The sequence below is a fragment of the Chryseobacterium wanjuense genome (genome assembly GCF_900111495.1).
GTDB lineage: Bacteria > Bacteroidota > Bacteroidia > Flavobacteriales > Weeksellaceae > Chryseobacterium > Chryseobacterium wanjuense.
The window spans coordinates 1714376-1734060 of record NZ_FOIU01000001.1; the positions used below are offsets into that span (position 1 = coordinate 1714376).

Below are 19685 nucleotides of genomic sequence, written 5' to 3' on the forward strand. Positions count from 1 at the left end.
TATGAAGAGACAAATTTTAAACATAATAACAATCAGCCTTTTTTCAGTTGCTTCGACATATCTTCAAGCACAGGAAAAAAGCTACGTTTCCGAAGTCTGGACTTCCGATCAGGGAAAAAATTATAAAAACCCAGTTCTTTATGCAGATTATTCCGATCCGGACGCAATTCGTGTGGGTGAAGATTATTATATGACGGCTTCCAGTTTCAATGAAGCTCCCGGATTGCCGATTTTGCATTCAAAAGATATGGTCAATTGGAAATTGGTGAATTATGCCATTCAGGATATTGTCCCGGCCGAGCATTTTTCAACCCCGAAAAGAGGTGACGGAGTTTGGGCACCGAGCATGAGGTTTCATAAAGGTGAATTCTACATCTATTGGGGCGACCCCGATTTCGGAATTTATATGGTGAAAACCAAAGATCCTCTCGGACAGTGGGAAAAACCTGTTCTCGTAATGGAAGGAAAAGGTTTGATCGATTCCTGTCCGTTTTGGGATGAAGATGGAAATGCTTATTTAGTTCATGGCTGGGCAGGAAGCCGTGCCGGAGTGAAAAGTATTTTAACCCTAAATAAAATGAACCCGGAAGGAACAAAAGTCTTGGATAAAGGTGTTCATGTTTTTGACGGCCACGATGCACATCCCACCGTTGAAGGTCCGAAAATGTACAAAAGAAACGGCTATTACTACATTTTTGCTCCTGCAGGTGGTGTTGCTACTGGTTGGCAATTGGTATTAAGATCAAAAAATATTTACGGTCCTTACGAAGAAAAAGTCGTGCTGGAACAAGGATCAACGAAAATTAACGGACCACACCAGGGAGCCTGGGTAGATACGCCTTCCGGTGAAGATTGGTTCTACCATTTTCAGGATGTTGATGCGGACGGAAGAATCGTTCATTTACAGCCGATGAAATGGGAAAAAGACTGGCCTGTCATCGGAATTGATAATAATAAAAACGGAATCGGGGAACCGGTTTTAACCTATAAAAAACCAAACGTTGGACAAACTTATCCCCTCATTACACCTCCTGAAACAGATGAATTTGATGGTGAAAAACTAGGAATCCAATGGCAATGGAGCGCGAATGAAAATATCGTCTGGTCATCCAAACTTCCGGGGCAGAAATTTTTAAGATTATTTTCAATAAAAGTTCCTGAAGGTGAAAAAAATTTGTGGAACGTCCCGAATTTATTGACGCAAAAATTCCCTGCTCCTAATTTTGCTGCATCAACAAAGGTTAAATTAACCCCCGAAGACGCCAAAGAAGGAAAAACTGCAGGACTTTTGGTGATGGGATTAGACCATGAATCGATCGTCATTACGAACAAACCCGACGGATTTTATCTTCAATTAAGAAGAGCCGAAAAAGCAGATAAAGGCGGTGAAGAAAAGGTTTTATTTGAAACAAAATTAAAAGGAAACGAAGCTTATTTAAAAGTAAACGTGAACGAACCGAATGGTTTATGCCAGTTCAGCTACAGCGAAAACGGAAAAAATTTCACAAAAATAGGCGATGTTTTCCAGGCAAAACCAGGAAAATGGATCGGTGCTAAAGTCGGTTTATACAGCGTAAGCACAACAAAAGCATCCCGTGGTGGGTACGCAGATTTTGATTGGTTTAGAATAACTAAAAATTAAAACTCAGAAAAAAATAAAATGAAGAAGTCTTTTAAAATGATCGGTTTAGCAGCAGCCATGATGTTTTCAGGGCAAATCTATGCCCAGAATCTGGATATTTATAAAAACATTGAGTTTAAAATGCCTCAGGTTGCAGAAACTTCATTTGCAGCCAACACCGTTTCCATCACACAGTACGGCGGTGTTGCAGGCGGAAATGTAAAAAATACGGAAGCTTTCAAAAAAGCAATTGAAGATTTAAGCAAAAAAGGCGGAGGAAAATTGGTCGTTCCCCGTGGAATGTGGCTTACAGGCCCTATCGAATTGAAAAGCAACATCAATCTTCACGTAGAAGAAGGTGCATTCATTATTTTCAGTAAAGATAAGAATGATTATCCTTTGGTGGACGTAAGTTTTGAAGGATTAAATACCATCCGTTGCCAGTCTCCGATTTCCGCACGAAACGCAACCAATATCGCGATCACCGGAAAAGGTGTTATCGACGGAAGCGGTGATGTGTGGAGAGCCATCAAAAAAGGCAAAGTTTCAGAATCTGAATGGAAAAACATTGTAAAATCCGGCGGAATTTTATCTTCTGACGGTAAAACATGGTATCCATCAGAAAGTTATAAAAAAGGATTTGAAAGCAGTTCGAGCTTCAATGTTCCTGATAAAATTTCTAAAGAAGAACTGAAATCGGTTAAAGATTTTCTTCGTCCGGTAATGGTAAGTTTGATCGGTTGTGACAAAGTTTTACTGGATGGACCAACTTTCCAGAATTCCCCAGCCTGGAACCTTCACCCTTTGATGTGTTCGAATGTGATTTTAAGAAATCTTACCGTTAGAAATCCGTGGTTTTCTCAAAATGGCGACGGTGTAGATCTGGAATCCTGTAAAAATGTTTTGATTTACGATAATACGTTCGACGTTGGCGATGATGCCATTTGCATTAAATCAGGAAAAAATGAAGACGGAAGAAAAAGAGGGATGCCTACTGAAAACGTGATCATTAAAAACAATGTCGTCTATCACGGTCACGGTGGTTTTGTGGTGGGAAGTGAAATGTCGGGAGGTGCAAGAAATATCCATGTTTCCGACTGTACTTTCATCGGAACAGATATCGGTCTTCGCTTCAAAACAACCCGCGGAAGAGGTGGAATTGTAGAAAATATTTACCTCAAAAATATTGATATGATTAATATTCCGGCACAGGTAATCGGTTTCAATATGTTCTATGAAGGTGCTTCTCCGGTGTTGGAAGACGGACAGAAACAGGAAGGCAACAAAGCTCCGGAAAAGGTTTATCCTGTAACGGAAGAAACACCGATTTTCAGAAATATTTTCTTTAAAAACATCAATGCGGTTAATTCTGATGAAGCGATTACATTGTTCGGTTTAGCGGAAATGAATCTTAAAAATATTGTCATTGAAGATTCTCAGTTCGAAACAAAAAAAGCTTTAACGATCGTAGATGCAAACGGAATTCAATTAAAAAATGTAAAACTAAAATATTCCGAGGGAACGGGTGCAACGATTTATAACAGTAAAAATATCAACCTTTCAACGGTGAAATTTGAATCTGCAAATAAGCCTTTTGTTAAGGTTTTAGGAAATAAAACGGGAGCAGTTTTGCTGCCGAAAGAAGTAACGTCTGATAAAAATTTACTTTCTATCGGGACGGATGTAGCGAAAAATGTGGTTAAGTAGTTGGTAATCGCAAAGGCGCAAGATGATATTTAAATATAATCTTTTTAAGGCGCAAGGATTTTATCTTCGATAAAATTTTAGTATGATATAATTTACTGATATTCTGTCACGTAGATGCTTCAGCAAGCTCAGCATGACAGTTAGTATTAGAGATGTCACACTGAGCCTGTCGAAGTGTTCTTACACTTTAAAAACATTATGAATATTAAAAATATTCTTTTGCAATTTCCAACAACAAAAAATAAAAACAGTATTAAAAAAATTCCATAAGCGAATGATTTTTAACAGAAAACATACTTATATTTCTATTTTTTTTGTGGGGACAATGGCATTCGGGCAGGTAAACCGACCGAATGCTACTCCTTACACCAACGAGGCTACCTACGAAAAATTAAAGAAAAAATACCCTTTCATCACTCCAATCGACCGACCTGTTCCGCAAAACATCAATATCGATAAAGATGTGGAATATGCCAATATCAACGGACTCTCTTTAAAAGCGGATGTTTATTATCCTCTCGATAAATCAAAAAAATATCCGGGAATTGCGATGATTCATGGCGGTGGCTGGATTTCGGGAAGCAAGGAAAATGAAAAATTCATGGCGATGGAACTGGCTTCAAAAGGCTATGTCGTGATCGCAATTGGTTACCGATTGGCTGATGTTGCAAAATATCCTGCCGGTGTAGAAGATATTGAAAAAGGTATTCAGTGGTTACAAAAAAATCATGTAAAATATTCTTTAAATAAAAAGAAAATGGTGGTTTTGGGTGAATCAGCCGGTGCGCAGATTGCCACTTTGGTGGGTGTTAAGAAAAAGAATAAAATTAATGCAATCGTGAATATTGACGGAATTGTTTCCTTCATCCATCCCGAAGCTGAAGAAAGTACTTACGCTTCTTTTTGGCTGAGCGGTGACAGAAATATCAACCTAAAAAACTGGACGGAAGCTTCACCGTTGGAGTATGTAGATAAAAATACGCCTCCTACCCTTTTTATCAATAGTTCACAGCCACGTTTTCATGCGGGAAGAGATGATATGATGAAGAAGCTGAAGAGCTATAATATTCTGACTGAATTTCATGAAATTAAAGATTCTCCGCATTCTTTTTGGTCTGCAGAACCTTGGTTTACAGAAACTTTGAATTATACGTTGGATTTTTTAAATAAAGTTTTGAAATAATAATTTAATTATGATTTTAAACGCAAAGATTTATTTCAATCTAATGAATATTTTAGGAAGCAAAGGTGAATCAACAAGTTGATTTGATGAAGTTATCGTCATAGCTTAGCGAAGCAAATTTTATTTTGCCTTTGCCTTCTAAAAATTATGAAGTTTTATAAAAAGTCTTTGCGTCAAAAAACAATAAAATCAGTTTATGAAAAAATTATTTTTAATTCTCCTGATTTCTACGGCAAATTTTCTCTTTGCAGGAAATGATCCTTACATTAAAATTACCGTGGCCAAAGACGGAAGCGGAGATTTTACAACGATTCAGAAAGCGATCAATTCGATACGGGATTTAGGTCCGGCGGAAGCATTGGTTTTTATCAAATCAGGAACGTATCATGAAAAGGTGGTTATTCCGTCTTCAAAGCATAAAATCACCCTGGAAGGCGAAAATAAAGACCATACCATCATCACCAACAATGATTTTTCGGGAAAACTTGATTCATTTAATGAAAAAATGACCACGTTTAATTCCTATACTTTATTGGTAATGGGCGATGATATTAAGATCAGTAATCTGACCATTCAAAACAGCTCGTGCAACGAAGGACAGGCCGTTTCTCTCCATGTAGAAGGTGACCGTTTTGTCATTAAAAATTCGAAAATTTTAGGTTGTCAGGATACCATTTATTCTGCTACGAATCACAGCAGACAATATTTTGAAAACTGTTATATCGAAGGAACCACGGATTTTATTTTCGGACAGGCAACTGTTGTTTTTAAAAATTGTATCATTAAAAGTTTAGCCGATTCTTACATCACTGCAGCGGCAACAGAAGCCGACAGACAGTATGGTTTTGTCTTTTTCGATTGTCAGTTAATTGCAAAAGAAGACATCACAAAAGTGTATCTGGGAAGACCTTGGCGTCCTTATGCAAAGACAGTTTTCATTAATACAGAAATGGGAAAACACATCCTCCCCGAAGGCTGGAATCCCTGGAAAGGCGATAAAATGTTTCCCGATAAAGAAAAAACGGCTTATTATGCAGAATTTGGAAGTAAAGGTGAAGGCGGAAATATCTCAAAACGGGTAAGCTGGTCGCATCAACTGACGAAAAAAGATTTAAAAAATTACACATTGGAAAATATTTTTGATGACTGGAACCCAAATAAATAATGAAATGAATCGCTAGATGCTTCGACAAGCTCAGCATGACAATTCTAATACTAACTGCTTAATTTAACAGCATATTTGTAGCGATGTCATGCTGAGCTTGTCGAAGCATCTTTCAAGTTTAATTAAAAATACAATTTAATATGAAAAAAATACTTTTAATACTATACATTTTCTTAACAACATTCTTATTTGGACAACAAAAACCAACCCTATTCCTCATCGGTGACTCCACAATGGCCAACAAGGAAAACCCTGACAAAAACCCTGAACATGGGTGGGGACAGGTTTTACCACAATTTTTAACGACAGGAATTGAAGTTCAGAACCATGCGATGAATGGTAGGAGTTCAAAAAGCTTCAGGACGGAAGGAAGATGGGATAAAGTGATGAAACAGCTTAAAAAAGGCGATTTTGTGATCATCCAATTTGGACATAATGATCAGAAATTAAAGGATTCCACTAAATTTACCAATCCGTACACCCAGTACAGAGCCAATTTGGAAAGATATGTAAATGAAGCCAGAGCAAAAGGTGCAACCCCCATTCTGATGACTTCCATTGTAAGAAGAAATTTCAATGAAAACGGAACTTTGATTGATACGCACAAAGAGTATCCGCTGGTCGTAAGAATGGTTGCCAACGATTTGAAAGTCCCGTTTGTGGATATGCAGTTATTGACCGAACAATTGGAAATTTCATACGGACCAGAGAAATCTAAACAGCTTCATTTGCATTTCAAAGAAGGTGAAGTGGAATATTATCCAAAAGGGAAAGATGATGATACGCATTTGTCTAAAATGGGCGCTGAATTGGTGGCAAAACTGGCTTTAAAGGATTTGAAAAGCTTAAAGATTGGCTTGGAAAAGTATATTAAATAGACTCTTGTCATTCAGAGCGGAACGAAGTGGAGCTTGAAATCTATTACACAGATAAATTTCTTCTACGTTGAAATGACAAATTAGACGTAAAATTTTAATTAAATAATAATTCAAAAAAATAAAAAATGAATTTCAAAAAAGAACCATTCTTCGATGGCAATTCCGAATGGGAAGATTTGGGAGGCGGTGTTTCCAGGCAGTTTGTCGGATACAATTCTCAAGTTATGATGGTGATTGTAAAGTTTGAAAAAGATTCTATTGGTGCTTTGCACCAGCATTTTCATTCGCAGATTACGTATGTGGCTTCAGGAAAATTTGAAGTGACTGTTGATGGTGAGGTTAAAATTTTACAGCAAGGTGACGGATTTTTCGCACAGCCGAATATTTTTCATGGAGTGAAATGTCTGGAAGAAGGTCAGTTGATTGATGCTTTTACACCTTTTAGAGAGGATTTTCTTAATTCTTAAATAGTTGGAAAACCGCTAAGACGCAAAGTTTTTTTTTAAATGTTTACTGTTTTTAAGGCGCAAGGATTTCATCTGCGATAAAATTGCTTATCGCAAAAAATTTAGTCGAAAATCTATGATTTTCTTGCGCCTTAAAACATAGATAATTATAAGAACTTGCGCCTTCGCGATCGACCAACATAAAACCAAAACTTTTAAAGGCTAATGAAAAAATCTCTTTTCATCTTACTCATATCTTTCCTCGCGCAATTATCTGCACAGGAAAAAATCACGCTGTGGCCAAAAGGTCAGATGCCGAATTCCAAAGGATTATCATTAAAAACCGAGGAAAAAGATGGTAGAATCGTACAAATAAAGGAAACCGAGCTATTCGCTTTTTTACCTCCGAAAGAAGAAAGAAAACCCATGGCTGTGATCGTAATTCCCGGAGGTGGATATTACAAACTTACTTACGATTTGGGCGGTTATCAGATTGCAAAATGGTTCAATACGCAAGGAATATCGGCTTTTGTTTTAAATTACAGATTACCGACTTCTCCTGATGTAATACAAAAAGAAATTGCGCCTTTGCAGGATGTTCAGGCAGCGGTAAAATATCTCAGAAAAAATGCCGGACAATATGGTATTTCACCGGAGCAGATTGGTGTTATCGGAACTTCTGCGGGTGGGCATTTGGCGGCAACTGTAAGCAATATTTCAACGGATTATACAGAATTAAAAGGAGATTGGGAGAATTTTTCAACCATTCCTAATTTTGCTATCTTAGTTTCTCCGGTTATCGATTTTGGTGAATTTGCCCACGTTGGAAGCCGGAACAGTCTGTTGGGCGAAAATGCTTCTCCGGAAAAAATCAAAGAATATTCGATGCAGAATCGCGTGACGGAAAAAACACCACCTACGATTTTATTTCATGCACAAAATGATAAAACAGTTCCGGTAATGAACAGTATTTTATATTATCAGCAAATGATAAAAAATAAAGTAAAAGGTGCACTATTTATTTTCCCGGAAGGTGAACATAAAATCGGGATTACCAACAAATCTGAACTGACGGATAACTGGAAAAAACTGTGCTCGGACTGGCTTAAGACTATAGGTAATAAATAATGGGTAATAAGTAATGGATAATGAGTAATAAAAATATGTTGGAAATCGCAAAGGCGCAAAGTTTTTTTTTAAATGTTTACTGTTTTTAAGACACAAAGCACTTCGACAGGCTCAGTGTGACATCTCTAATACTCACTGTCATGTTGAGCTTGCCGAAGCATCTATGTAGCAGAATATCGGAAAATGATACAGCATAAAATTTTATCAAAGATAAAATCCTTGCGTCTTAAAAACAGTAAACATTTAAAAAAAACTTTGCGCCTTTGCGATTTCCAACCAAAACAAAAATCAAAACAAAAACCAAAATCATCTTAACAAAATAAAATGCTGAAAATCATTCAACACAAAATATTTTTACTGGCTTGCGGAACGGTCATTTCTGTTTCGGTTCAGGCACAGCAAAATTTAAAATTAATTTACAACAAACCCGCAGAAAACTGGAATGAAGCCCTACCTATCGGAAACGGAAGATTGGGAGCTATGGTTTTTGGAGGTGCTGTTCAGGAACATCTTCAGCTTAATGAAGAAACAATCTGGGCAGGAGAACCCGGAAATAATGTTCCGAAAAACACATTCGACAGCATCCAAAAGATCAGAAAGCTGTTGAATGAAAATCAGTTTCAGGAAGCTCAAAATGTGTCCAACAGAACCTATCCCAGACAGGCACCAAAGGACCTGAATTACGGAATGCCTTATCAGACTATGGGTGATCTGTTTTTAGATTTTAAAGGACACGAAAATTTTAAAAATTATAATCGGACTTTAGATATTGAAAAAGCAATCAGCACCGTTTCTTATGAAGTTAATGGCGTGACATTCAAGCGTGAAATTTTCTCGTCTTTTGCCGATAATGTGATCATCATTAAGCTATCTTCCAGCAAAAAAGGAAGCCTGAATTTTTCCATTAACGCTTCTACTCCACACCTGAAAAAATCGATTTTTACGGAGCAAAATCAATTGGTAATTAACGGAACGAGCGGTTCGGTTGATAACAAAATCGGGAAAATTAATTTTAAAACCATTGCTTTTCCTGTTGTAAAGGGTGGAAAATTAACATCAACAAAAGATAAACTGGACGTTTCAGGGGCAGATGAAGTGGTGATCTATGTTTCCATTGCGACCAATTTTAAAAAGTACAATGACATTTCAGGAAATCCGGACGCGAGAGTTTCGGAATATTTAAAATTTGCTTTAAATAAAAAATATGATGCCGAATTAAAGGCTCATATTGAAAAATATCAGAAATATTTCAAAAGGGTAAGCCTAGATTTAGGAACAACCGAACAAGCGAAAAAGACAACCGACATCAGAATCAAAGAATTTGGAAATTCCCAAGATCCGGATTTGGTGGCTTTGTATTTCCAGTTTGGTCGATATTTGTTGATTTCATCATCACAACCCGGAACTCAGCCTGCCAATCTTCAGGGAATCTGGAATTATCAGTTGAATCCGGCCTGGGACAGTAAATACACAGTCAATATCAACACCGAAATGAATTACTGGCCTGCTGAAAACACCAACCTCAGCGAAATGCACGAGCCTTTATTTGACATGATTCAGGATTTGTCGGTGACCGGACAGGAATCTGCACAGGAAATGTACCACGCAAGAGGCTGGAATATGCATCACAACACCGATCTGTGGAGAATCACGGGAGTTGTGGACGGCGGTTTCTACGGAATGTGGCCGATGGGCGGTGCCTGGTTGACGCAGCATCTTTGGAATCATTATTTGTACACCGGAGATAAGGAATTTTTGAAAAAATATTATTCAGCTTTAAAAGGAGCTGCTTTGTTTTATTTAGATGTCCTTCAACAGGATCCTTCGAAAAAATATCTCGTAGTTTCACCTTCCATGTCGCCGGAAAATACCTATTTTAAAAGTGTAGGAATTACTGCAGGAACCACGATGGATAATCAATTGGTTTTTGATGTTTTTAATAATTTTATTAATGCTTCGAAAATTCTTAATGAAGATAAAAATCTTTCGGATGAAGTAAAATCTGCTTTAGATCAACTTCCTCCCATGCAGATCGGGCAACATGCTCAACTGCAGGAATGGCTGAAAGATATGGACAGAACCGATGATCAACACAGGCATATCTCCCATTTGTACGGATTGTTTCCTTCCGGACAGATTTCACCTTTCAGAAATCCCGATCTCACGGAAGCTGCAAAGAATTCTATGACCTACAGAGGAGACAAATCTACAGGCTGGTCGATGGGCTGGAAAGTGAATTGGTGGGCAAGATTACTGGATGGAAACCGTGCTTTTAAACTAATTTCAGACCAGTTAACTCCCGCTCCGATGGAACAGCAGGGGCAGTCAGGAGGAACATACCCAAACCTTCTGGATGCGCATCCACCTTTTCAGATTGATGGAAATTTTGGCTGTACATCGGGAATTGCAGAGATGCTGCTTCAAAGCTACGATGGATATCTTTACATTTTACCCGCTCTTCCGGATGCTTTACCCAACGGTTCTGTGAAAGGATTAAAAGCCAGAGGCGGTTTTGAAGTGGATATCGAATGGAAAAATTCTAAGTTGACGAAATTAACGATCAAATCCAATTTGGGAGGAAACTGCAGAGTCAGAATTGCGAAAAATATTCAAATTAAAACTAAAGCAAATCTACAATTGGTAAAAGGAGAAAATCCAAATCCATATTATCAGGTCAATGCTATTAAAAAGCCTTTGATTTCAGAGAAAGCTCAATTAAAAGGATATTCCCTTCCGGAAACTCATGTCTTTGATTTTCATACGGAAAAAGGTGGATCTTATATTTTTGAAACGAAATGATTTCTCTCTCGCTGATTTTGCTGATTACGCAGATTTTTTTAAAGTTCTTTTTAAATCTGCCAGAAAAATATTAAAATCTACATACCAAACCTAACAGGTTTTAAAAACCTGTTAGGTTTCTTTAATTACTGCACTAGTTTATTCTTCTCCAACCATTTCGGAAACTCTTTATTAATGAGCTTATCCGCAAAGTCTCCAAACCAGCTGTACCCGTTTCTTCTTTCTTCGGACACTTCATTGTAGTTGTATTTTACACTTCCGTCGCGGTCGCCGAAAATTGGTTTGTTGGTATTTACATCATAAAACCTTGCCCAAATCACAGAGTTTTTTTCCTCCGCCAAAACTCTTACCGTCTTTCCGTTTTGTTTGGTAACATTGTAGCTGTAACCTTCGATTTTATTTTGTTTAAACCAGTTTATCGCCGATTTTACGGACTTTTCAATCTCGGGAGTGACAGGCTGCATCATTAAAAATCTTACAATTCCCACAGATTCTCCGGTTGCCAGAGAAATAGGCTCAAAAGCTCTCGCTTTATCGGGCTGTAAAGTGATTTCGTTGTATTGGTCTGCCCAGATCGTCGGATTTCCTTTTTGTAGCACCTGGGTTTTTAAGATGCACTCAATTCCTTTTTGGACTGCTATTTTTGATTTTTCTTTTAATTTTAAATCAACCACATCAAAACCGTTTTTCCCTTCCGCTACATTATACAAAACCGATAATGCATTGATCATCGCATTGTCATTATACGTCACCTGCTTTCTGTACAGCCCTGTGTTTGGGTAATATTGGGGAAATCCGCCATTGCTGTACTGCATCAGAAGAAGATAGCTGATTCCTTTCTCGGCAGACTTCAGATATTGCGGGTTTTTTGTTTCATTGTAAGCTTTTATAAGTCCGTTAATTTCCCTTGAGGTGGCGTTGTTATCGATCGTTGCGTGATCGTCGCCTGTTTCTTTTATCTTTTTTAAAAGGTTTTTGTCGATGGGAAGGTTGTAATTCACTACAGATTTATCATTCAGCTGTTTTCCCCAACCTCCGATGGGAAGCTGATAAAGTAGCATTTTTTCGGCTAAAGTATCTTTCTTTACCTGAGCGGAAAGGCTAATGACAATTAACCCAAAAGCTAATGTGTATATTTTTAAATTCATCCTTAATAGTTATTTTACCTTTACCAGTAAAGGATTTTCAATGATCTGCGACTGCTTTTGCAGGATATTTTCCCAGTCTTTTTGGTTTTGGATCTGTCCGCTTTTTTGCCATGCAAATCCGGCGTAATACGTCAGTTTTTGCTGAGGTTTTGTAACCACCAGTAAGTTGCTCTGATCCGGAATCTCAGATTTAAAAGCGATCGATTTTTCAATAACAGCAGGGTTTACAACAATTCCTTCCCCTACAAAAGCATCATCTATTTTTTCCCAATGAAGATAATATCCCGTTTTGTCATTGAGTTTTGCTTCTCCTTCATTTTTATGTAAAGTGATACCGATCGTATAATTCGGAACCGGTTTTTCTGCTTCAAAAGTAGATTCAAATTTAGAAAAATTAGATCCGATATCTAATGAAATTCGTTTTGTTTCCTTTACTCCAAATTCACTCCATGGAGCATAGGTTAGTTCAAAAACTGTTCTTAAAGGACCTTCTGCAATGGTTTTTGAGCTTATAAAATTCTGAGAAACCTGAAGTTTATCGTCTTTCCAAATTCCGATTCCACCTGTTCCTCTGCTGTCCCCGACCTGGTAAGGATCGTAGCCCTCACCTCTTGTATCTTTGTGATAAAACATAGGATCGGTAAGGTAGCCTTTGTACCATTTGTTGATGATAGGCTGATCTGTTCTTTTTAACCAAATATCAACACCACTGGAAAGCGTGCTGCCTTTAACTCCCGCTAAAGCTTCCTTCTGCCCTTTCGGACCATAGACTCTGAAGGCAACTTTATCGTTCTCCCAGGTATAATCGTCTGCTCTTTCCGGAACCAGCCTGGAATACGTAGTAACCTCTGTCTCAGGAAGCCGAATTTTTGCATCAGAAACAATGGTGTAAATGTTGGTCTTTTTAGCATCAATAGTTGCCAGAAAAAGCAGCTCGTCACCTTTGCCATCGCCATCGTAATCGATCCATTGAATGGGAAGATATTTGTTACTGCTGTCTTTTATCCTAAGATCGGATTCTTTGTTTTTATTTAAAAAAGATTTTAATGCTGAAACCGGAACTGCAACTACCTCATTTCTTGAAAAATCCAGTGTATTTTTTACCTGAACGGAAGTCTGTGCAGACAGTGTATTTACATTTAAAATGCAATCGATTGCGCAAAAGAATAAAAATATTCGTTTTTTATTAATCATCATAATTAATCCTTTTCTCAAAAGTAAATAATTTAATTGAAAAAAGTACAAATTATTACCAATCAAAACTATTATTTTTCAGGATTTACTGTATTGGGCTTACTAACATATTTATTTCCTTTTACAAAAAAACGCCAGGGCAAAAATGCATCTTCCTGGGCATAGGCAACACCTATTCTCGGACCAGCTGCAATTTCATCATCGTGATAGCGGATGCCATGGTCTTCAATCCAGATTTCTTCTCCAGTCAGATCTTTGTTGTTAAAGGATCTGTCGATTCCCAAAGCTTTTGCGGCAGAACCGGGACCTGCTGAAATAGCAGCTTTGGTAAAAGGCATCTTCCTTCTCATTTCCATGATTTCTTTTCCTACCAATGGTTCAATTCCTCTTACCAATACAGCATGCGGATCGTCTTTCACTCCCGTTACAATATTGAACAGATAATGAATCCCGTAACACAGATAAACATAAGAAACACCACCTTCATTATACAAAACTTCAGTCCGGCCTGTACGACGGTTTCCGTAAGCATGCGATGCTTTGTCCTGCACTCCGAAATAAGCCTCTGTCTCCACGATAATTCCTGCCGTGACTTCATCATTGATTTTCGTAAAAAGTACTTTCCCCAAAAGATCTTTGGCCAAGAAAATCACATCTTGATTCAGGTAATAAGGATATTGTAATTTCAATTCTGTTGAGTATTTTAATGGATTAAATCTAATATTTTAAAAGCAGGAATCCAAGTCTTAGCCATAAAAAAAGCCTTTAACCATAAGATCAAATACTTTTATTATTTTAATGATAATTTAAAAATTATTTATCCAGAAACTGAACGGCTTTAGTAACGAATGCATCATGATTCTGAAAGAAAGACGCGTGCCCTGAATCCGGGAAAATCAGCAATTCTGAGTTTTCTAAATTCTGAGACATATTGTGTGCATTCTGAATAGAAACAGGCAAGTCATTTTCACCGTGCACAATAAGAACAGGCTTTTTAATATTTTTTATTTCGTTAAGCGCATCAGCATTTGGCTGAGCCCAACCCAACACCGCAGTAAACTGAGAAGCCGAGGTCGCATCACTTAGAGCAAGATCTCTATCGACCGTGCGGGACTGAATTCTCGCGTATGCAGCTTTTCCCGCAGCAATGCTTTCCGGCGATTGTGTAAATCCGAACTTAAGAAATGACTCTTCCGGACTCAATCCTGCCGTACTGGCAACGATATTCGGTAAATTGGATAATCCGATGGCTCCTTTTGGTCCGGTTCCTGTTAAGATCACTTTATTAATCAAAGCAGGCTTCGTCAAAACCACTCTCTGAGCAATAAATCCGCCCATTGAAAAGCCCATGATATTAACTTTATTCAGATGCAAAGCTTCAATAAAATCTATCGCATCATCGGCCATAGCCTGTATATTGTCGGGGGTCGTTCCTTTCGAAGCAGCCACTCCTTTATTATCAAAAATAATGACTTTATATTTTTTGGCAAGACCATCTGTAACTGCCGGATCCCAATCGTCCATCGAGCCTCCCAATCCCGGAAACAGCACCAAAGGAACCCCGCCGTCTTTTCCTAAAACCCGATAAGCAAATTGAGTTCCTTTTACATTTACAAATCTTGTTTTGGCATTTTGATGGTTGGTTTGTATCTCCTGAATCGTCGTAATTTCACTTTCTTCTCTGCAAGACATTGCTAATGTTGTTGAAAAAAGTGTTAAACATAAAACACCTGTAATTGAAGTTTTTCTGATTGATTTCATTGTAGTTTATTTTTGTAAGATTATGCTGCAAACATAGAAACTACAGCCGTACAAGTCATTCAGAAAGTGCTTCAAACGGACATTTTCAGGATTTAATCAGACATTTTGAAAGGTAAAAAATAGAAAGAAGATGTCTTATACAAAATTAAATATCGATCATCTTAGTTTTAGTTTAAATTAAAAAAGCTATCCCAAAAATCATTGACTTTCAGAATAACTTATGATAAATATTTTAATTAAAATACTTTATTTCACAGCATTTTTCGCTTTCTCAGATTCCATTAGGTGATGCTCTAATGTAGGAACTGTTTTCCCAGCGAAAGACTTCAGGGAAGCTTCCGAACCGTCTGAGGCCTCTTTTTTAAATTCCGCAATATCTTTCTTATGATCGGAAACCATAAGATCTGCATAGGCACGATCGAAGTCTGCTCCTTTTTTGGCTTTCAGATTGTCATATTCTTTCTGTTTTTCGGCATCCAGACCTGTTGGCAATGTGTATCCCACTGTTGAAGCCCATTTTTTAAGCTCTTCATTGGCTTTACTGTGATCATCCACCATCATTTTCCCTAAAGCTTTTACGGTTGAATTTGTTGCATTTGTCGCCGCAAGCTCCCCCATCATGACTTCCATCAATCCACCTTTTGCTGCACCGTCTGCAAATTTTTTGTCCTGGTCACTCAAAGCTGTGGATGTGGTGGTGTTCGCCGTTGTTGTGGCAGAATCACTGGTTGTCATCCCCGAATCTACAGGAGCAGCTGTTGCGGTAGAGTCCGTTGAATGGTCTACAGCCGTACTTTCATTCTTTTTACAGGCAGCCAATGCAACGACCGCCAATAATGTTAAAATTGACTTTTTCATAATATTATTGTAAATGGTTAAAGATAAATGGCAATACGTTATTGCTTACTGCTATTACTAACAATTTTTTTGCCAACATTGCAAAAAATAAACATGAGTTTTTTATAAAAATCCTATAGACTGCTCTATCAGGTAATCTACACACAATCAACAGATTGTTTTTATTTATAATTCTTTTATTAAACGAAAAGTAAGATTAATGCGGGGTTTCATTGGTTTTGCAGATTTGGCGATGCGGTGTTCCCAATGGAGCTGCAGATTACCTTTCATAATTAATAAAGAACCATGTCGGAGCGGCAAGCTGTACTTTAATTGATGATTATCTACCTTTCTAAAATCAAAATTCCTTACCTCACCAAGACTCACGGAAGCTATCATAGGACGGTTTCCCAACTCACTTTCCTTATCGCGATGCCATGCCACGGAATCATTGCCGTCCCTGTATAAATTTAATAATACAGAATTAAAAGTACATCCTGATAAGTTTTCTATTTTCTGTTTTAAAGATAACAGTTCAGATGTCCACGGATTGACTGCAAATTCATTGCCTCCCAACTGGTATAATTTGGTATCATCACCGTACCATGCCGTTAATCTTGGGGTGAGTACCGTTTTATCGTACATCTTTTGGGTTCGCTGTTTCCACGGAACGGTTTTCAATAGTTTTTCTTCAAGTTCCGTTGCTTCTTTTTCGGATAAAAAATGCTCGGTATAGTCCAACAACTCTTCCGGAAATTGGTAATATTCATCATTATTAAATAAACTTAGCATATCCATATAATCTTCATTAAAGCTTTTTCATCAGTTATATCTCATGAGGGAAAAATATTAACACATTCCGGAACTTTTAATTAAATTTTTAACATTAAATATTATTTTCCGATAATCACTTTCCGGTGTTCCGTTCCCCAGTCTGCCAACGTATCGATGATGGTTTGAAGGGTTTTACCATATTCCGTAAGCTGATACATCACCGTTACGGGCTGGGTATCCAAAACATTGCGTTTTACCAGCTTGTTCATCTCCAGTTCTTTCAGTTCCTTACTTAGCATTTTGTTGGAAATTCCCTGCACATCATTCAAAATATCAGAAAAACGTCGTTGGTTGTAGTAGCAGACCGATGAAATGATGGAAATTTTCCACTTCCCGTTCAATACGTCCATTGCATCGTGTACTGCCATGATCTGTTTCTTGTTTTTGTCGTTCGCCGAACATATAATTTCTTCCATAAGTTACTTTGTTACTCAAATGTTACTGTTACTTTTCGTAACAAAGTTACTAAAATAAATTAATCTGTACTACATTTGCTTCGTTAAACAAAAAATAGTTACAATGAATTTCACAAACAAAAACGTAATCATAACCGGAGGAACTACAGGCATTGGATTGGCAACTGCAAAAGCATTTATCACGGCAGGAGCCAATGTCTGGATCACGGGGCGAAATACTGAAAACCTGGAAAAGGCAGCTCAAAAAATCGACAGTCCGAAATTAAAAACCCTGGTTTCCGACACTTCAAATATGGAAGGAATCGCAGCATTAGAAAAAGCCTTTGCAGAAAGCGGAAACCAACTGGATGTCCTTTTCCTGAATGCAGGAATCGCAACTTTCACACCGATAGAACAAACTTCAGAAACTGATTTTGATGCCCAGTTCAATACTAATGTAAAAGGTCATTATTTCACCCTTCAAAAATTACTGCCTTATCTTACAGAAGGTTCGTCCGTTATTTTCACTTCATCAACTGTTGCCACAGCTTCACAAATGTATGCAAGTGTATATTCTGCGACCAAAGGAGCATTAAATAAAATCGCGCAGATTGCCGCAAACGAGCTTGCAGAAAGAAAAATCAGAGTTAATATTGTAAGTCCGGGTCCTACTCAGACAGAAGGTTTTGACAAAGCAGTTCCTGATGAAGCTGTGAAAAAACAATTTGCTTCCACTACGGCTCTGCAAAGAATGGGTGATCCCGATGAAATTGCAAAAACGGTTTTATTTTTAGCTTCCGACAATGCCAGTTTTATTACAGGAACAGAATTATTGGTAGATGGAGGTTATATTGGGTATGCCTTAAAATAACTTAAGTTCTATCACATTTTATATTTCATAATAAAGTAACCTTTCAATTGAGAGGTTATTTTTTTTGTATTAGAACTAAATGAAGCATTCAAGAAAGTCTTATCCTTAATTTTAATTCTTATCAATAATTTTTTCACGTATCCACATTTAATTTTATCTTTGAATTTGTGCAATCGATTACAAAATAAAATTTAAAATTAATTTTATACCGACAGTGCAGGATAATTATTAATCCTAATTATTTTAGATTGCGATAAATAAAGAAAACTATTTAAGATAGCAAGTTTAAAAAAATTAAACAACTCTTTACCATTATGAAAAAATATGCTTTATTCTTTCTTTTACTATTAATAACGATCCCGTTTTCGGCTCAATATAAACCATGGACTTCTGCAGAACAGCCTTTAAAAGAAATTCAGGCCTTAAAAAAACAAATTGTAAAGCCCAATTTCAGGAAAAAAGACTACCTGATTACAGATTTTGGCGCCATTGGTGACGGAAAGACAAAAAATACGGAAGCTTTTAAAAAAGCGATTGAAAAATGCAATGCAGATGGTGGAGGAAGAGTTGTGGTTCCAAAAGGAGTTTTTTTGACAGGAGCGATTTATCTGAAAAGTAATGTAAATCTTTATGTAAGCGAAGGTTCAACCATTTTATTCAGTCAGGACAGCAACGACTACCCTATCGTTTTCACCCGTTGGGAAGGAATGGAATGTATGAATTATTCATCTTTAATTTACGCATACGAAGAAGAAAATATCGCCGTAACAGGAAAAGGAACCTTAGACGGAAATGCCGACCTTGATCATTGGTGGTTCTGGTGTGGAGCCACAAAATACGGCTACAACGAATCCCGCCCGGGAAGACAAAATCCTGCCCGTGCAAAGCTTCATGAATACATGGCTCAGAGAAAACTTGCCAGAGAAAGAATTTTTGGAGACGGATATTATTTAAGACCCAATTTCGTTCAACCATACAGATGTAAAAATTTCTATATGGCGGATGTTTTGGTTAAAAATTCACCAATGTGGAATTTAAATCCTGTTCTTTGCGAAAATGTGTTAATTGAAAGAGTAAAAGTAATCAGCCACGGTCCGAATAACGACGGTTGCGATCCTGAAGCATGTAAAAATGTTTGGATTAAAGACTGTTATTTTGACACCGGAGACGACTGCATCGCCATAAAATCAGGAAGAGACGAAGATGGAAGAGATATCGGAAGACCTGCTGAAAACCATATCATCGAAAACTGTGAAATGAAAGACGGACACGGCGGTGTCGTGATCGGAAGCGAAATTGCTGGCGGAGCGAAAAATATTTATGCCATCGGAAACCTGATGGACAGTAAAAATCTCGACAGAGCTTTAAGAATTAAAACAAGCTCAAGCCGCGGCGGAATCATTGAAAATGTATTTTTCTACAACACAAAAGTAGGCGCTTTTCAGGAAGCTGCCGTGCGTTTCAATATGCACTACGAAAAACCGGGAAATTTTATTCCTACAATAAGAAATATCTGGGTGGAAAATTTAACCGTAGAAAAAGGTGGAAAATATGCCGTATTTTCTGATGCCTATGAATCTTCACCAGTTACAGATTTTACGATGATTAATGCTAAAATGAACGGTATTGAAATTCCATATAAGGTTGATTATATGAAAAATGTGAAGCTGAAAAATGTGACCGTTAACGGAAAGCCATTAACTGAGTTAAAGAATTAA

The 19685-nt window shown here is 37.5% G+C and carries 17 protein-coding genes; 10 read left to right on the forward strand and 7 right to left on the reverse strand.

The window, feature by feature from the left end; genetic code table 11:
* Position 1 precedes the first annotated feature (1 nt).
* From BMX24_RS07840 to BMX24_RS07875, 8 genes are all read left to right on the forward strand, one after another.
* Complete coding sequence (locus BMX24_RS07840; protein WP_089791477.1) at positions 2-1642, forward strand: glycoside hydrolase family 43 protein; 1641 nt, start codon at positions 2-4, stop codon at positions 1640-1642.
* Positions 1643-1660: 18 nt separating this feature from the next.
* Complete coding sequence (locus BMX24_RS07845; protein WP_089791478.1) at positions 1661-3328, forward strand: glycoside hydrolase family 28 protein; 1668 nt, start codon at positions 1661-1663, stop codon at positions 3326-3328.
* Positions 3329-3602: 274 nt separating this feature from the next.
* The gene (locus BMX24_RS07850) at positions 3603-4511 is read left to right on the forward strand and encodes an alpha/beta hydrolase (protein WP_089791479.1); all 909 of its coding nucleotides are present in this window, start codon (positions 3603-3605) and stop codon (positions 4509-4511) included.
* 196 nt (positions 4512-4707) lie between these two features.
* Positions 4708-5676: a pectinesterase family protein gene (locus tag BMX24_RS07855; RefSeq protein WP_089791480.1), complete on the forward strand. Its 969-nt coding sequence runs from the start codon at positions 4708-4710 to the stop codon at positions 5674-5676.
* Between the two features lie 140 nt (positions 5677-5816).
* The gene (locus tag BMX24_RS07860) at positions 5817-6554 is read left to right on the forward strand and encodes a rhamnogalacturonan acetylesterase (RefSeq protein WP_089791481.1); all 738 of its coding nucleotides are present in this window, start codon (positions 5817-5819) and stop codon (positions 6552-6554) included.
* A 125-nt stretch (positions 6555-6679) separates the two neighbouring features.
* On the forward strand, positions 6680-7021 hold the full coding sequence (locus tag BMX24_RS07865; protein ID WP_089791482.1) for a cupin domain-containing protein: 342 nt from the start codon (positions 6680-6682) through the stop codon (positions 7019-7021).
* A 204-nt stretch (positions 7022-7225) separates the two neighbouring features.
* Complete coding sequence (locus tag BMX24_RS07870) at positions 7226-8128, forward strand: alpha/beta hydrolase (protein ID WP_089791483.1); 903 nt, start codon at positions 7226-7228, stop codon at positions 8126-8128.
* Between the two features lie 324 nt (positions 8129-8452).
* On the forward strand, positions 8453-10927 hold the full coding sequence (locus tag BMX24_RS07875; protein WP_089791484.1) for a glycoside hydrolase family 95 protein: 2475 nt from the start codon (positions 8453-8455) through the stop codon (positions 10925-10927).
* Positions 10928-11052: 125 nt separating this feature from the next.
* Here BMX24_RS07875 and pelA read toward each other — a convergent pair whose 3' ends face one another.
* From pelA to BMX24_RS07910, 7 genes are all read right to left on the reverse strand, one after another.
* Positions 11053-12075: a pectate lyase gene (pelA, locus tag BMX24_RS07880; RefSeq protein WP_089791485.1), complete on the reverse strand. Its 1023-nt coding sequence runs from the start codon at positions 12073-12075 to the stop codon at positions 11053-11055.
* Positions 12076-12084: 9 nt separating this feature from the next.
* Positions 12085-13272 carry a DUF4861 family protein gene (locus BMX24_RS07885; RefSeq protein WP_228404729.1) on the reverse strand — a complete coding sequence of 396 codons (1188 nt, stop codon included), beginning with the start codon at positions 13270-13272 and terminating at the stop codon, positions 12085-12087.
* A gap of 68 nt (positions 13273-13340) precedes the next feature.
* On the reverse strand, positions 13341-13958 hold the full coding sequence (locus BMX24_RS07890) for a DNA-3-methyladenine glycosylase (protein ID WP_089791486.1): 618 nt from the start codon (positions 13956-13958) through the stop codon (positions 13341-13343).
* Positions 13959-14082: 124 nt separating this feature from the next.
* Complete coding sequence (locus tag BMX24_RS07895; protein WP_089791487.1) at positions 14083-15030, reverse strand: alpha/beta fold hydrolase; 948 nt, start codon at positions 15028-15030, stop codon at positions 14083-14085.
* 246 nt (positions 15031-15276) lie between these two features.
* Positions 15277-15888 (reverse strand): DUF4142 domain-containing protein, encoded by a 612-nt coding sequence (locus tag BMX24_RS07900; RefSeq protein ID WP_089791488.1) that lies wholly within the window; start codon positions 15886-15888, stop codon positions 15277-15279.
* Between the two features lie 165 nt (positions 15889-16053).
* Positions 16054-16665, reverse strand: a complete 612-nt coding sequence (locus tag BMX24_RS07905) for an alpha-ketoglutarate-dependent dioxygenase AlkB family protein (RefSeq protein ID WP_089791489.1) — start codon at positions 16663-16665, stop codon at positions 16054-16056.
* A gap of 95 nt (positions 16666-16760) precedes the next feature.
* Complete coding sequence (locus BMX24_RS07910; protein WP_089791490.1) at positions 16761-17117, reverse strand: winged helix-turn-helix transcriptional regulator; 357 nt, start codon at positions 17115-17117, stop codon at positions 16761-16763.
* 103 nt (positions 17118-17220) lie between these two features.
* On the opposite strand from BMX24_RS07910, the gene BMX24_RS07915 reads away from it, so the two are divergent.
* A complete protein-coding gene (locus tag BMX24_RS07915; protein ID WP_089791491.1) occupies positions 17221-17967 on the forward strand; it encodes an SDR family oxidoreductase in 747 nt (248 codons plus the stop codon).
* Positions 17968-18281: 314 nt separating this feature from the next.
* Positions 18282-19685, forward strand: coding sequence for a glycoside hydrolase family 28 protein (locus tag BMX24_RS07920; RefSeq protein ID WP_089791492.1), 1404 nt, complete (start codon positions 18282-18284; stop codon positions 19683-19685).

Excerpts from the sequence above, each read along its gene's own strand:
- BMX24_RS07860 (WP_089791481.1), top strand. The coding sequence starts at position 5,817 with ATGAAAAAAATACTTTTAATACTATACATTTTCTTAACAACATTCTTA.
- BMX24_RS07845 (WP_089791478.1), top strand. The coding sequence starts at position 1,661 with ATGAAGAAGTCTTTTAAAATGATCGGTTTAGCAGCAGCCATGATGTTT.
- BMX24_RS07865 (WP_089791482.1), top strand. The coding sequence starts at position 6,680 with ATGAATTTCAAAAAAGAACCATTCTTCGATGGCAATTCCGAATGGGAA.
- BMX24_RS07900 (WP_089791488.1), bottom strand. The coding sequence starts at position 15,888 with ATGAAAAAGTCAATTTTAACATTATTGGCGGTCGTTGCATTGGCTGCC.
- BMX24_RS07895 (WP_089791487.1), bottom strand. The coding sequence starts at position 15,030 with ATGAAATCAATCAGAAAAACTTCAATTACAGGTGTTTTATGTTTAACA.
- pelA (WP_089791485.1), bottom strand. The coding sequence starts at position 12,075 with ATGAATTTAAAAATATACACATTAGCTTTTGGGTTAATTGTCATTAGC.
- BMX24_RS07855 (WP_089791480.1), top strand. The coding sequence starts at position 4,708 with ATGAAAAAATTATTTTTAATTCTCCTGATTTCTACGGCAAATTTTCTC.
- BMX24_RS07885 (WP_228404729.1), bottom strand. The coding sequence starts at position 13,272 with ATGATGATTAATAAAAAACGAATATTTTTATTCTTTTGCGCAATCGAT.
- BMX24_RS07915 (WP_089791491.1), top strand. The coding sequence starts at position 17,221 with ATGAATTTCACAAACAAAAACGTAATCATAACCGGAGGAACTACAGGC.
- BMX24_RS07905 (WP_089791489.1), bottom strand. The coding sequence starts at position 16,665 with ATGGATATGCTAAGTTTATTTAATAATGATGAATATTACCAATTTCCG.
- BMX24_RS07920 (WP_089791492.1), top strand. The coding sequence starts at position 18,282 with ATGAAAAAATATGCTTTATTCTTTCTTTTACTATTAATAACGATCCCG.
- BMX24_RS07910 (WP_089791490.1), bottom strand. The coding sequence starts at position 17,117 with ATGGAAGAAATTATATGTTCGGCGAACGACAAAAACAAGAAACAGATC.
- BMX24_RS07875 (WP_089791484.1), top strand. The coding sequence starts at position 8,453 with ATGCTGAAAATCATTCAACACAAAATATTTTTACTGGCTTGCGGAACG.
- BMX24_RS07870 (WP_089791483.1), top strand. The coding sequence starts at position 7,226 with ATGAAAAAATCTCTTTTCATCTTACTCATATCTTTCCTCGCGCAATTA.
- BMX24_RS07840 (WP_089791477.1), top strand. The coding sequence starts at position 2 with ATGAAGAGACAAATTTTAAACATAATAACAATCAGCCTTTTTTCAGTT.
- BMX24_RS07850 (WP_089791479.1), top strand. The coding sequence starts at position 3,603 with ATGATTTTTAACAGAAAACATACTTATATTTCTATTTTTTTTGTGGGG.